The organism is Candidatus Neomarinimicrobiota bacterium (genome assembly GCA_012964825.1).
In the GTDB taxonomy this organism is placed as follows: domain Bacteria; phylum Fidelibacterota; class Marinisomatia; order Marinisomatales; family S15-B10; genus UBA2125.
In genome coordinates, this window is record DTTI01000035.1 from 63390 (window position 1) to 77813 (window position 14424).

General features: G+C 49.2%; 11 protein-coding genes. All 11 read left to right on the forward strand.

All coding sequences use genetic code 11. From position 1 onward, the window contains the following. Positions 1–28 precede the first annotated feature (28 nt). The 11 genes from EYO21_03100 (at position 29) to EYO21_03150 (ending at position 14379) form a co-directional block, all read left to right on the forward strand. Entirely contained in the window at positions 29–1048 is a 1020-nt protein-coding gene (locus tag EYO21_03100; GenBank protein HIB02799.1) for an NAD-dependent epimerase/dehydratase family protein, read from the forward strand. A 55-nt stretch (positions 1049–1103) separates the two neighbouring features. Further along, positions 1104–2285, forward strand: coding sequence for a glycine C-acetyltransferase (gene kbl / locus EYO21_03105; GenBank protein HIB02800.1), 1182 nt, complete (start codon positions 1104–1106; stop codon positions 2283–2285). Positions 2286–2340: 55 nt separating this feature from the next. Continuing rightward, positions 2341–3714: an aminotransferase class V-fold PLP-dependent enzyme gene (locus EYO21_03110; GenBank protein ID HIB02801.1), complete on the forward strand. Its 1374-nt coding sequence runs from the start codon at positions 2341–2343 to the stop codon at positions 3712–3714. A 25-nt stretch (positions 3715–3739) separates the two neighbouring features. Continuing rightward, positions 3740–4405 carry a cation transporter gene (locus tag EYO21_03115; protein HIB02802.1) on the forward strand — a complete coding sequence of 222 codons (666 nt, stop codon included), beginning with the start codon at positions 3740–3742 and terminating at the stop codon, positions 4403–4405. Positions 4406–4425: 20 nt separating this feature from the next. Beyond that, positions 4426–4623, forward strand: a complete 198-nt coding sequence (locus tag EYO21_03120; GenBank protein ID HIB02803.1) for a hypothetical protein — start codon at positions 4426–4428, stop codon at positions 4621–4623. A gap of 137 nt (positions 4624–4760) precedes the next feature. After that, on the forward strand, positions 4761–6884 hold the full coding sequence (locus tag EYO21_03125; GenBank protein HIB02804.1) for a M3 family peptidase: 2124 nt from the start codon (positions 4761–4763) through the stop codon (positions 6882–6884). A 43-nt stretch (positions 6885–6927) separates the two neighbouring features. Further along, complete coding sequence (locus EYO21_03130) at positions 6928–8088, forward strand: pyridoxal phosphate-dependent aminotransferase (GenBank protein ID HIB02805.1); 1161 nt, start codon at positions 6928–6930, stop codon at positions 8086–8088. A 134-nt stretch (positions 8089–8222) separates the two neighbouring features. Then, entirely contained in the window at positions 8223–10523 is a 2301-nt protein-coding gene (locus tag EYO21_03135) for a TonB-dependent receptor (protein ID HIB02806.1), read from the forward strand. A gap of 110 nt (positions 10524–10633) precedes the next feature. Beyond that, on the forward strand, positions 10634–12541 hold the full coding sequence (gene secD / locus EYO21_03140; GenBank protein HIB02807.1) for a protein translocase subunit SecD: 1908 nt from the start codon (positions 10634–10636) through the stop codon (positions 12539–12541). Continuing rightward, positions 12538–13437: a protein translocase subunit SecF gene (gene secF, locus EYO21_03145; GenBank protein ID HIB02808.1), complete on the forward strand. Its 900-nt coding sequence runs from the start codon at positions 12538–12540 to the stop codon at positions 13435–13437. The genes secD and secF overlap by 4 nt, the downstream gene beginning before the upstream one ends. 54 nt (positions 13438–13491) lie before the next feature. Then, positions 13492–14379 (forward strand): DMT family transporter, encoded by an 888-nt coding sequence (locus EYO21_03150; protein ID HIB02809.1) that lies wholly within the window; start codon positions 13492–13494, stop codon positions 14377–14379. Positions 14380–14424: the final 45 nt, after the last annotated feature.

Here is a 14424-nt window from a genome sequence, read left to right on the forward strand (position 1 = left end):
CAAGCAAGATTTTCACCCTTATTTAACCGTGCGAAAACCTGTTATCCTCATTACCGGTGCCAACGGCGAAATCGGACACGGACTGATCAAAGCTATCGCTGAACGTAACGATTTCAACATTGTGGCGATGGACCTGGATCCGCTGGAAAGCGACCTAAAATTGATGGTTCAGGACGCCGTCACAGCAAACATATTGGATACTAATATGCTAGAACGAATCAACGCCAAATATGAGATATCAGCCATTTACCATTTGGCAGCAATCCTAAGCTCTCGAGCTGAATTTTCCCCCCACATCGCCCACGACGTAAATGTGGGAGGAACACTGAACTTACTCAAGATTGCTGTGGAACAGGCATCCAGTCAGGGGAAAGCTGTGAAATTTTTCTTTCCCAGCTCCATTGCCGTATATGGCCTTGGCGATGCTGACGTAAAAAAGAATGCCGGTGCCATTACTGAGAATGAATATTGCCAACCAAAAACAATGTACGGCTGCAATAAACTCTACTGTGAACATCTCGGAAGATACTTTTCCAAATATTATCAGCGCCTTTCTGCTGTTTCCCCCGGTGGCATGATCGATTTTAGGACTATTCGATTCCCCGGCCTCATCAGCGCGGATACGGTACCGTCCGGAGGCACAAGCGACTACGGACCGGAGATGATCCATGCGGTAGCACAGGGAGAGCCTTACGCCTGTTTTGTCCGGCCGGACACCACCATGCCGTTTATGACTATGCCCGACGCCATCTCCGCCATGGAGAAACTGATGGAAGCTGACGCCCAATCACTCACAAGAACAGTCTACCACATATCATCCTTTTCGGCCTCCGCTCAGGATTTTGCTGACAAGATTTCGAACCTTTACGAAAAAGGTGAAATCTCATTTAAGGTGAGCGATAAGCGCCAGGCTATTGTTGACAGCTGGCCTTCAGAACTGGATGACACAGCGGCACGAACAGACTGGGGTTGGGAGCCGGAGTTCGACTTTGACGCTGCTTTTGACAATTATCTCGTTCCGGAGATCAACAAAAGATACGGGGAATGAGTTGGAGAAATGGAGAATCCACAGAATATTCTCATCTGGTTAATAGAGGATAAAGATGGATACGATTAAGTTGAGACTAACAGATGAATTGAAGGAAATTCGTGATGGGGGTCTGTTCAAGTCGGAGAGGGTGATTCAATCCCAGCAGAGTGCCAAGATCACGGTCAATGATGAATCGGTCATCAATTTCTGTGCGAACAACTATCTCGGCCTGGCAAACCATCCGGAGCTCATCAAAGCTGCCCAGGAAGGTCTAGAAAAATGGGGTTTCGGGCTCAGTTCTGTCAGGTTCATCTGCGGCACTCAGACTATTCACAAAGAACTTGAAAAGAAGATTGCACAGTTTCTCCAGATGGAAGACACGATCCTATACACTTCCTGCTTTGATGCCAACGGTGGCCTTTTTGAAACCCTTCTCGGCCCTGAGGACACTGTCATCTCAGATCAGTTGAATCACGCTTCCATCATTGACGGAGTCCGGCTCTGCAAAGCAGAACGTTTCCGCTATGCCAACAACGATATGGATGAACTGGAATCGATACTGAAAAAGACGCAAAACCACCGGACGCGCCTTATCACAACAGACGGCGTCTTCTCCATGGACGGGTTTGTTGCAAAACTTGACGGGATCTGCGATCTGGCCGAGAAGCATAATGCTCTAGTTCATGTAGATGACTCCCACGCCACCGGATTTTTCGGCCCTACCGGCCGCGGTTCCATTGAGCACAGAAATGTCATGGGCCGAGTGGATATCGTCACATCCACCATGGGCAAAGCGCTGGGCGGTGCCAGCGGTGGGTTTACCTCCGGAAGACAGGAAATAGTGGATATCCTGCGGCAGCGGTCGCGGCCCTATCTGTTCAGCAATACGGTTGCGCCAGCCATCATATGCGCCACCATCGCCTGTCTCGATATGCTTTCTCGAACTACCGAGTTGAGAGATAGATTGGAAATTAACACACTTGAATTCCGGGAACGGATGACCGAATCGGGATTTGACATCAAGCGTGGCGTCCACCCCATTGTCCCCATCATGTTGGGTGATGCAAAACTGGCCCAGGAAATGGCGGCGGATCTGCTTGAGAAAGGTATTTATGTCATAGGGTTCTCTTATCCTGTGGTTCCAAATGGCGCGGCTAGAATTCGGGTACAGATCAGTGCTGCGCACACAAAAAAACATTTAGACCAGGCCATTAATGCTTTCATCGCTGTAGCGAAACAGCACGAGGTTCTTTAATATCACATCCTGACGAAACAGTGATTTCGAAACTCAGTTCATTGGAGGAAAGGTTATGTCTACTTCCAGACGAAGTTTTCTGAAACGGTTTGGTGCCGTGGCGGGGGGAGCGGCCCTGATTCCCACCGCAAAAGCGGGCACAATGAAAGAAACTTCAAAAAAACCGACCCCGCTGAGCAGAGATTCATCCTGGGCCGAGGTCCAGAAACAATTCATGCTGGATCCAGAAATTATCTATATGAACATCGGCACGGAGGGGTCTCTCCCCCGACCCGTTTACGACGCATACATTGCTTCGCTTAAACAGTTTACCGCGAGCCCAACAGACGCTGCTTTTCTGAACGAAGATCTCAACTACTTCCAGGAGACTAACAGAGAGAAGGTGGCGAAGTTCATGGGTGCTGAGAAAGACGAGATCGTTATTACTGGTAATACCACCATGGGAGTAAACGTGGTCCTTTTTGGCCTCGATTATAAGAGCGGTGATGAGATCATTTCAACCCATCACGACCATGTGGCTGAACTATCGCCAGCTAAGATCCTTGCCAAGCGGCGGGATGTGAAGTTCATACAAATAGCAATCCCTTCCCCACCGAGTGATAAGAAAGAGATTCTCTCCGCTTTTCGCAAAGCGATCCGTCAGTCGCGGAACAAGCCAAAGGTGCTGCTCATCTGTCATATCAATTTCACCACAGGCCTACGCATGCCCGTAAAAGAACTGTGCCAGCTGGCCAAAGAACACAACATGATCTCCGTGGTTGACGGCGCCCACGGACTCGGCATGCTGGATCTCGATATGAAAAAACTGGGATGCGACTACTATTCAACGGCCGGCCACAAATGGCTCAACTGTCTCCCAGGAACAGGTGTTTTATACATGAAAGGCGGCAGTAATAACCCCAGAGGGATGTGGCCTGTCCTGTCTGAGACCTATGATGTTCGAGATGAGAATGACGAACCTCTCGATCTTGCCACACAACTTCAGGTGCGAGGACAAAATGATACGCCCGCCTACGTGGCCATGGCCGCCGCAATAGACCTTCAATCTGAAATTGGAAAGAAACGAATTGAGGATCGGGTGCTCGATTTGAATGATTACCTCAGGCAGCGGATCGTGGAGACTTGGAGTGAAAAGAGCCTCTTTGTCCCTCCTCCAGGTAAAGAAAATCGAGACCTCACCAGCGGCATGGCCTCATTCAACCCCAATATAAAGAGGAGGTATGAAAAAGAATATGTGGAGAAAATCTGGGAAAAGGTTTACGGGGAACATAAGATCTGGATCCGTTGGGTCAGTTTTCTGGATAAACCTTCGGACCTAAAGCGGGACAGAAGGACCTATGCCTTCAGGGTCTCTACCCACATTTTCAACGATGAAGCACAGATTGATAAAATGATAAAAACAGTAGAGACAGTTGCGAATCAGATCTAAGAGGCAAGTAAATTAACCGAGTGATATGACAGACTGTTGTACTGACACCGCATGTGAGATCAATAAGTTTCAGGCACGGCAGTCCAAGATGTTAAAGGTAGTACTCTCCATCAATCTTGGAATGTTTCTGCTCGAGTTCGTGGCGGGGCTCATGGCCGCCTCGACAGCGCTGCTTGCAGATTCCTTGGATATGCTCGGCGATGCTTTGGTATATGGGTTTAGCTTGTACGTCGTCTCTCGCAACGACACGTGGAAGGCAGTGTCAGCCGTAATCAAGAGCGGGATCATGGCTCTATTTGGACTGTTTGTGCTCGGCCAAGCTGCCTACAAGTTTCTTACCCCAATAACTCCGCAGTTCGAAACGGTTGGTTTGATTGGACTGATAGCCCTAACGGCAAATGCGGTCTGTCTTTCACTGCTGTGGCATCACCGCGCAGAAGATGTAAATATGCGTTCTGTCTGGCTCTGCTCACGCAACGACATCATAGCCAATACTTCCGTTTTGCTTGCTGCGCTGGGTGTGTGGCTCACCAATTCTCAGTGGCCAGATCTTCTTGTGGGACTGGGCATTGCAGTGCTGTTTCTGCGTTCAGCGTTTCATGTGTTTCAAGACGCCGCCGCAACATATGCGGCGCATAACAAATCGCTCAACAAGATCTCTGGGCCGCGGCGCTCCTATCCGTCCAGTTAAATCAATCTGTCAGTAATTAAATGACACATAATGAAAGTGTAGAAGCATACGATATTCCGGAACGGGTGCGCACCTACGATGCCGACATGGACATCATGCACCCTCTCCATCACAAAATGATTGAAGTAGCTCTTGAGGTTCTGCCTTTCCAGCAGACTCAATCGTTGAAAGTTCTCAGCCTTGGTGTTGGAACGAGCCTTCAGGATCAGCTTGTTTGAGCCCTTAATATCTTCAGTTATTCGGGCTTAATTCATACTTTTGCCAATGTTCAGTGTAGCTTTTTATTATTTAAACATGGAGACTTTTCAAAATGAAATTCGGAATATTATTCACCACCGCATCAGCCGTTTTTGTGATGATGATTTTTCCCGGCTGTGGTACCAGCGGCGAAAACGTTTCTTCGCCTAAACCCGGGAAGTTAAGCAAAGTGGAAGCAACCAGAACAAACCCGTTTTATCAGGAAAGTACGCTTTACTTCAAGTATCCTCCCTTTGACAAGATTAAGAACGCCCACTATGCCCCCGCTTTTGAAAAGGGGATGGGGGAGCATTTGGAGGAAATTGAAGCCATTGCCGATCAAAGTGAGAAACCCACCTTTGATAACACCATTGTGGCAATGGAAAAATCAGGCCAGCTTCTGGATAGGGTTGCCACGGTGTTTTACAGCCTGTCTTCCGCCCACACCAATGATAGCCTAGAGGTGGTCCGTAGCGAAATGGCTCCAAAACTTTCTGCCCACAGCGATCAGATACTGTTGAACAGCAAACTGTTTGAGCGCATCAGGACACTTTATGAACAACAAAACAATCTGGGCCTCGATGCAGAAGCTGTTCGCCTGATTGAAGAGACCTACAAAGATTTCATCCGTGCCGGTGCTAATCTGTCGGCTGATGATAAAGAACGCCTTAAGGCCATCAACGCGGAGCTGGCGACCCAGCAGACCACTTTCAGTCAGAATGTACTGAAAGAAGTGAACGATCTGGCTGTGGTGGTGGATTCCCGTGAAGAGCTTGCAGGTCTTTCCGAGGCCATGATAGAGGCGGCGGCGAAAGAGGCGGAATCCCGCGACTTGACGAGCAAATATGTCATTACCCTTCAGAATACCAGCGGACAGCCGCCGCTTTCTTCTCTCGAGAACCGCGCCCTTCGGGAGCGCATTCACAAGACATCTCTATCCCGGGGCAGCCGCGGCGGTGAATTCGATAATCGCGAAGTATTCTCTAAGGTTGTGCAACTCAGGGCAGAGCGGGCTCAACTGTTGGGTTACAAAAACCATGCCGCCTACATATTGGAGAATCAAACCGCCCAAACCACAGATGCTGTGAATGACCGTTTGTCTGATCTTGCCCCGCCTGCAGTCCGCAATGCCAACCGCGAAGCAGCAGATCTGCAGAAAATGATCGATGCCGAAGGAGGCGGCTTCTCGTTGGCGTCTTGGGATTGGGATTATTACACAGAAAAAGTGAGGCAGGAGCGGTACGAATTCGATGAATCCGAATTAAAGCCTTACTTTGAACTGGACAATGTCCTGAAGAACGGTGTGTTCTACGCCGCCACCCGCCTCTACGGCATCACTTTCAAGGAACGTACCGATTTGCCGGTGTATCAAACTGACGTCCGAGTGTTTGAAGTCTTTGATACGGACGGAGTTACTCTAACCCTGTTTATTTTTGATCCCTACGCCCGCGCCTCTAAGCGAGGCGGCGCCTGGATGAATGCCTACGTTTCTCAGTCAAAACTAATGAAAACCAAACCTGTGGTGGCCAACCATCTCAACATTGTGAAGCCACCGGAGGGGGAACCGACCTTGCTCACTTTTGATGAAGTGACCACCGCTTTCCATGAGTTCGGCCACGCCCTTCACGGCATGTTCTCCGATGTGACTTACCCTTCCTTTTCAGGAACTTCAGTTCCAAGGGATTTTGTGGAATATCCATCCCAGGTGAATGAAATGTGGGCCGACTGGCAGGAGATTTTGGAGAATTATGCCGTTCACCATGAAACTGGTGAACCGATGCCAAAGGAACTTCTGGACAAGGTGCTAGCTACACAGAAATTTAACCAGGGCTTTACCACAACTGAGTACCTGGCGGCCTCCTTGTTGGATCAGACGTGGCATCAGTTGACGCCGGAGCAAGTCCCTGATGGGAATGGACTCCTAGCCTTTGAAGCGGATGCTCTCAAAACCGCTGGTGTGGCCCTGGAAGCCATCCCGCCCCGCTACCGGTCGACCTATTTTTCACACGTCATGGGCGGCTACTCTGCCGGATACTATTCCTATATCTGGAGCGAAGTGCTGGATGCAGATACAGTAGAATGGTTCAAGGAAAACGGCGGCCTTAAGCGTGAAAATGGGAACCACTTCCGAGAAACACTATTATCCCGTGGTGGCAGCGAAAAGGCCATGGTACTCTTTAAAAATTTCCGGGGTGCTGAGCCAAATATCCAGCCTCTCCTTGAGCGACGAGGCCTGAATTAGGTAAGAAATCTGTGGTAAAGGTCTAATATGAAGAGGACAAAATATGTCAGTCTCGCGCCTTGATCACATAACCAAGATCGGTGTTGAAGTCATGGGAGACCTGGCTGATAAGCTGTCGGATCCCGAGGTGTTGCGGTTGGAAAATCTGGACACTGACCTGCGTCCTCCTCAATCCGCCGTCGATTTCACAAAGCGCGCCGTAGATGACGATGAAGCGAACAGTTATCTTCCTTTCTTTGGCCTAAACCCACTCCGGAAGGCGGCCACGGCTCTAGTAGAACGTCAGTCGGGTCAAACCTACAACTGGGAAACAGAGTGCGTTATTGGGGCAGGAGGTATGTCTAGTATTCTCAATGTACTGCTCGCAACGCTGGAGCCAGGTGACGAAGTACTCTTGACTGATCCCATCTACGTGGGTCTTATCAATCGTGTCCGACTTGCAGGTGGCGTTCCTAAGTTTGTTCCTCTTATTCCTTCACCAAAGGGGTGGCAATTGGATATGGAAGCACTGGAAAAGATCGCTCCCGAACCGGTGGAAGTAGCCTTGCTCATGAGTCCCGCCATGCCGACGGGATGTGTTTTTACGAGAGATGAATGGGGTGCATTAACCAATTTTTGCAAACTGGCCGACTGCTGGCTCATTGATGACACTGCCATGGAGCGAATCCTTTACAATGACAAGCCGGCTATTCACCCCGCATCCTTTTCCGGCATGCGTGATAAAGTCATCACCTGCGGTGCTGTCACCAAGGAATACCGCATGATCGGTTGGCGTGTGGGCTGGGCAGTTGGCCCCGCCGAGATCATGGCCGATGTTATGCGCGTCAGCATCAGCAATGTGGTCTGCCAGACTGGTATCGCCATGGGTTCGGCGGCGGTAGCCATTGAAGATCCAGATGACGGAATAGAGGCCTCTGTGGAGGAATGGAAGCAGCGCCGATACGTGGCGGTGGAGGAGTTGAAAGATTTTGATGTTATACCACCTGACGGCGGGTGGTCTTTTCTGGTGGATGTTTCACCATTGGGAATGGACGGCCCTACCGCCTCTAAACGGCTACTGGACAAGGGAAAGATCGCTGCCACGCCCATGGTCAACTGGGGAAGCGAAAACAGCACCAAGTATGTCCGGATCGTCTTCTCCAACGAGCCAGTAGAGAGGCTGAAAGGTCTCGGAAAACGGTTTAAGGATTCTTTATGTAATTGAGGGTGACTTGTGAGTAATCTACTTGCTGCCCATAGACGGTTATCTCCTGACTGACCAATCCTCCTTCCCTTTCCGCCTCGTGTCGTAAATTGACCGCTGTTTATGAAATACCGTGGGGATAGGATCTGATAATCATGCACCGCCTTGTTTTGATTCTATTGATGTCAGTTCCGTTGGCGGCGCAGACTTACTCCGTTTCCGGTTTGGTCACCGATCCCGATGGCAAACCTGTCTCTGAAGTCCATGTAACACTCACACCGGGATTTTTCACACTCTACACTTCTCAGGATGGTTCGTTTCGTTTTGAAGGCCTCTTCCCCGGCAGCTACACTCTTGCTTTTCAGCACATCGGTTTCCTGACATCAAGAGTGAAAGATGTAACAGTTCAGGACAGCAACATCATTATGCAACCCCTTACTCTAGAATTCGATGTTCTAGATCTTGAAGACGTTTTTGTTACCGCAAGTCGAGCTGAGCGTGACATGGTGGAGATCCCCGAGTCTGTCAATCTTGTTTCCTCCCGAGAGATAAGAGAGCGTAATTCCAGAACCTCCGCGGAGGCGCTCAGAGAAGAGGTGGGCGTTTTCGTTCAAAAAACAAATCACGGCGGTGGATCAGCCATCATCCGGGGGCTCAGCTCAAACCAGATCCTGCTCCTGGTAGACGGCATACGTCTCAATAATTCCATCTACCGTCTGGGCAATCACCAATACCTCACCACTGTTGATCACCAGATGGTGGAAAGGATTGAAGTTGTCCGGGGACCCACGTCTGTCCTCTACGGCAGTGACGCCCTGGGTGGCACCATCAATCTCATTACAAGGAAGCCGCCAGTTGAAGATATTGAAAGGTCATTAGGTGCCAGGTCATTTCTCCGCTACGCCACCGCCGATCAGGAAAAAACAGTTCGGGGAGAGGTAATATTGGGCAGCAACCGCTACGCCTTCAGGACAGCCTTCAGCCTGAAACAGTTCGGTGATCTCCGGCGAGGTGCCAACGGGAATGATCACGAGATTTCCGGCAATGAACTGGTCCAGTCTCCCACCGGCTTCGGCGGCTACGACATTGATACAAAACTGATCACCAATTTGACAGACGATCAGACCATCACACTGGCTCATCAGTTTGCCAAACAGGAAGAGGTCCCTCGATACGACAAATATCACTACAGCGGTTATCACCGCTGGCTCTACCATCCTCAGAATCGAATGCTCACCTATGCTGTGTATGAAAACGAGGGCATTAACGCCATCTTTGATGTGGTCCGAGCCACTGTATCTCTTCATCTTCAAAAGGAAGGTCGGAATATTCAGAAAAAAGAATCCTCCTCAATACAGAATGAGCTGGATGAGGTAGCCACTAAAGGATTTAGTCTCAGCGGTATCCGAGGGAGGGGTCGGCACCAGATTGTCGCCGGCGCCGAGCTTTATCATGATGATGTGGCCAGTGAGCGCTCATATTCTGATCCGCTTACAGGGACCAGCACAGATGATGACAGGGGCCGGTATCCTGATGGTGCCACATACCAGAGCATTGGCCTTTATCTTCAGGATGAAATGAAAATGACGGATCGCTGGATGATAAAGCTAGGTGTTCGGCACAGCCAATACAGAGCGGAATTCGACATGAATTCTGCGGTTCCTTACAGTCAAACATTCTCATCTTTCACAGGAGCGGTGGGATCGGTCTTCAGACTGTCCGATTATGTTTCAGCCAACCTAAATCTTGCTCAGGCGTTCCGGGCGCCAAACCTGAGCGACATGGCAAAGTTGGGAGAGTCAAAAGGCGATGTTTACGAAGTGCCTAATACCAATCTTCAGCCGGAAAAGTTAATGAACATCGATATGGGGCTGAAGATTTCAACAGAGTCCACGAGGACTGATATTACTGTTTACAGGTCATTCATCACTGATCTTCTGGTCAGTGTTGATGCCACCTATGCTGGCGCCGACACCCTTGTCAACGACGATCAGGTATTTAATGTGAAAACCAAGAAGAACTTGGGTGAGGCTATCATACAGGGTGCCGAGATAGCTGTTGATTACTCTTTGGCTAGTTCACTCAGTTTCAGGGGAAATCTCACCACAACATACGGAGAGAACACAACCTACAATGAGCCTGTGGGCGGTATTCCGCCACTATTCGGACTGGCCGGCGTCAGGTGGAGCCGCGGGCGTTTATTCCTTGATGGGTATAGCCGCTTTTCAGGGAGGCAAGACAGGCTTTCAGCAGATGACTTGGATGATCCGCGCATACCGGCAGAGGGGACACCGGGGTGGTTTACTGTGAATCTCCGCGGTGGACTCACCTTCGGTCACTCTCTCATTGTTCAGGTCGCTTGTGAAAATATTCTCGACCGAAACTACCGAGAGCACGGTTCCGGTGTGAACAGTCCGGGAAGAAATTGGGTCATTTCACTTCAGATGACCCGTTAACAGCAATTAATTCTCAAGAAAGGACCCAAAAACCGGTTGTTGTGATAAAGACCTCAAGGTAAATTCGCCTCGCTTTTCCGGCTCTGTTCCCTAAGAAGCAGAAGTTAAATATGTTCAAAAAAAATACACCGAGATTAATCATTATTGGTGTTGTCTTGCTCTGGGCACTCTATGCCCTCTTCCCTACCATCAAATACAACACCCTCTCTGAAAATGAGAAGGCATCTATGGAAGAAGATGGAACATTGGAGGACCTAGAGAAAAAGACACTCCGGCGGGGATTGGACCTTCAGGGCGGAATGCATATTGTCCTTGAAGTCGATATTCCAACGCTTGTAGAAAATCTCGCTTCAAATAAGAACGACCTCTTTTATGAGGTTTTCAACAAGGTCAAGACTGAAGACGAGGTTTCAGCGGAAGATTTCATCAGCCGATTCGTAACTGAAGCCCGAAGTCAGGACTTAAGGCTGAACCGCTACTATATGGATTTCGGCAGCGATCAGGCTGCCATTCAATCCGCTTTGGACGAAGAGGCGATGGATGCCATCAACAGAGCGTTGGAGATCTTGCAAAACAGAGTGGACGAGTTCGGCGTCTCTGAGCCAACTATACAGAAACAGGGCAATCGCAGAATCATCGTGGAGCTGGCCGGCATTCAGGATCCTGAGAGGGCGAGATCGCTCTTGCAAAGTACCGCTCTCCTGGAGTTTGCCCTCCTCAAGGACGGTTCCGTCACGCAAAATCTCCTCGCTAGGGTGGACCGGGCGCTGAAAGGAAGCAAAGATCTGGAAAACCTGCTGGAAATCAAAGAAGAGGCAACCGATGAAGAAAAGACTCCGACTGAGACAGAAACACGGGTGGCCGATGAACAGGAAGTTTCCCTCACAGAACTTTTTGGGAGTATAGAAAAAGATACGACAACAGAAGACACCACTGAAGTTCTGGTGGACAGAAACCTGTTTGAGGAGCAGCCTTTTTCTTCCTTGTTAAGGCAGATTGGAAACGATCTTGGTGTCCCTGAGCAAAATATACGCGCCGTGAACAAAATTATGGAAATACAGGACATTCAAGATATTCTCAAGGGTGATGAGGGGCGTTTCTCCATGAGTAAGGAGAAAGAAACATGGACTCTACCTGAGGGCGATAGTGAATTCTTCTACCGCATGTATCACCTTGAGGCCGAAGCTGGCCTCACTGGAGGTGTAATCGAGGAGGCACTAGCCACACTTTACAACGGTCAGCCAATCGTCACCCTCAGCATGAATTCGGAAGGAGCTAAAACATGGTCCCGGATGACCGGGGCAAACGTAGGCAGACGCCTGGCCATCCTCCTGGATGGAAACGTCCACATGGCGCCTGTAATTCGGACAAAGATCACAGATGGGCAGACACAGGTTGAGGGCTTTGCCAATATAAATGAGGCGAAAGATATTGCCATTGTTCTGAGAGCCGGAGCACTGCCGGCACCTGTTGATATTATTGAAGAGCGCACCGTTGGACCGTCTCTGGGCCAGGATTCTATCGATCAGGGTACCCGTTCCATTATCATCGGACTTGTTCTCGTCCTGGTATTTATGGTCTTCTATTATAAAGGGGCTGGGCTCATCGCCTCTTTTGGACTGCTGTGGAATCTCATTCTGGTCCTGGCCATCCTTGCCATGCTGAAAGCTACATTGACGCTCCCCGGTATCGCAGGTCTCATTCTCACAGTGGGAATGGCTATAGACGCCAACGTCATCATTTTTGAAAGAATTAGGGAAGAACTGGATAAAGGCAAAACACCGCGTTCGGCCATTGACAGCGGTTACTCCCGCGCTATCACCACCATTATTGACGCCAATGTGACAACGATTCTGGCATCTCTTGTTCTTATGCAGTTCGGTACTGGTCCCATCCGCGGTTTCGCGGTGGTCCTTTTCTGGGGAATTGCCACCAGTATGTTTACCGCCATTTTTACTACGCGGACCATCTTTAACCTGATTGCCGCTAAGCAGAACCTCAAGACATTAAGTATATGAGATTTCTCAAAGAAACAAACATCGATTTCCTCAGCATGCGCCGTTTCGGCTTTGTTATTTCAGGTTCATTTATTTTAGCGGGACTTTTGTCCCTTTTACTCCAGGGTGGACCGTTGCTAAGTATCGATTTTACGGGCGGCACACTTGTACAAATCCAGTTCGAGGAGGCACCCAACATTGCAAAGGTGCGTTCAGCCCTCGAAACTCTGGACGTAGGCATCGGCGAAGTGCAGACTTTTGGCACACCTAATGAGATACTGATCCGGCTTCAGTTGAGGCAAAATGCTGAAAACCTTACAACAGAATTGAGGGCAGCACTGGAAGCTCAGTTTCCGGGGCAGAGCCTCGATTTCCGCCGTGTTGAAACAGTGGGACCAAAGATTGGTTCTGAACTTAAAGGAAAGGCCTTCTTCGCCGTATTCACCGCAATCATCGGTATCCTGATCTACGTTTCCATCAGGTTTGAATTGAGATTTGCCATTGGTGCAATTGCAGCGCTGGTCCATGACGTTCTCATAACGCTGGGCATTTTTTCTATACTGAATTATGAGATATCGTTGTCCATTATCGCCGCCTTTCTGACTATTGTCGGTTACTCGCTGAATGATACAATTGTTGTTTTCGACAGGGTCCGTGAGAATCTGAAGCGGCATAAAAACATCGATAATAAAACCATTTTCAATAAAAGCATCAACGAATCTCTATCAAGAACTATTATTACCTCCTTGACCACCTTTACAGTCGTATTTATCCTTTATGTTGCCGGCGGAGAAGTGATTCATTACTTCGCTTTCGCAATGATCATTGGGGTAATTGTCGGAACTTACTCCTCCATCTATGTGGCAAGCCCGGTGGTCATTCTCTGGCAGCAGTGGTTTACTCCACAGTCAAAGTAACTCTTTGACTGCACGACTGCGTTTTTCTCTAATTCTCCATAACTCCCCTCAGCAATGACACCTAAAGTCTTTATCCTCTACGCACTCTTGTGCCTGATCTGGGGAACAACCTGGATGGCCCTCAAAATCAGCCTCAACTATATCCCGCCTATTTTCGGACTGGGGCTGAGATTCACTATTTCATCGCTCATCCTCTGGCCATTCCTGCTAAGAAAAAAACCAAAGATTAACCGTTCTTCCATCGCCATCAGGGTCTACCTCAGCTTCAGCCTCTCCAGTTTTGTGGCGGCCTATTCACTCACCTACTGGGGAGCCCAGTTCATCTATTCCAGCCTCGCTTCAATCATCTGGGCACTGCTGCCCATATTCGTATCTATCCTTGCCCACTTTATGCTCCCGTCCGAACCGCTGACACTGAGGCGCTTCGGCGGTGGTTTGCTAGGACTTGCAGGTGTGGCAGCCATACTGACTTCCAACGGTGGAGAGAAAGAGGTTCAGATGGCGGGCGTTCTGGCAATATTTCTGGCCGTTGCCCTGGCTTCGGTACCAAACGTCTATCTAAAAAAACATCATAAGACTGTGAATCCCCTTCACGTAAATGTGATTGCACAGTCCATCGCAGCTATAGTCCTCATACCCTTATCCTTCCTTCTCGAAGAACCGATGACAACCGTTTGGAACAGCACAAGCATTATAACCCTTGTCTATCTTGCCATCTTCGGGACAGTCATAACGTGGACTATTTACTTCTGGCTCTATAACCATATCTCCGTGAATCAGATATCAACACTTGGACTGATACCGCCTGTGTTTGCTTCAATCCTTGGATGGATTTTCCTCGGTGAAAACTATGGTTATGAACTTTTCACCGGCGGTATTCTGGTCTTTCTGGGCGTTTACCTAATCCATTCCCGCCAAGTCCACGGCCGGGAAGGTATATAAATCGGGGAACCTTTGGGGACAACAACACTCCCAAACTTGACATAA

Excerpts from the sequence above, each read along its gene's own strand:
- EYO21_03150 (HIB02809.1), top strand. The coding sequence starts at position 13,492 with ATGACACCTAAAGTCTTTATCCTCTACGCACTCTTGTGCCTGATCTGG.
- secF (HIB02808.1), top strand. The coding sequence starts at position 12,538 with ATGAGATTTCTCAAAGAAACAAACATCGATTTCCTCAGCATGCGCCGT.
- EYO21_03125 (HIB02804.1), top strand. The coding sequence starts at position 4,761 with ATGATGATTTTTCCCGGCTGTGGTACCAGCGGCGAAAACGTTTCTTCG.
- EYO21_03115 (HIB02802.1), top strand. The coding sequence starts at position 3,740 with ATGACAGACTGTTGTACTGACACCGCATGTGAGATCAATAAGTTTCAG.
- secD (HIB02807.1), top strand. The coding sequence starts at position 10,634 with ATGTTCAAAAAAAATACACCGAGATTAATCATTATTGGTGTTGTCTTG.
- EYO21_03135 (HIB02806.1), top strand. The coding sequence starts at position 8,223 with ATGCACCGCCTTGTTTTGATTCTATTGATGTCAGTTCCGTTGGCGGCG.
- kbl (HIB02800.1), top strand. The coding sequence starts at position 1,104 with ATGGATACGATTAAGTTGAGACTAACAGATGAATTGAAGGAAATTCGT.
- EYO21_03120 (HIB02803.1), top strand. The coding sequence starts at position 4,426 with ATGACACATAATGAAAGTGTAGAAGCATACGATATTCCGGAACGGGTG.
- EYO21_03110 (HIB02801.1), top strand. The coding sequence starts at position 2,341 with ATGTCTACTTCCAGACGAAGTTTTCTGAAACGGTTTGGTGCCGTGGCG.
- EYO21_03130 (HIB02805.1), top strand. The coding sequence starts at position 6,928 with ATGTCAGTCTCGCGCCTTGATCACATAACCAAGATCGGTGTTGAAGTC.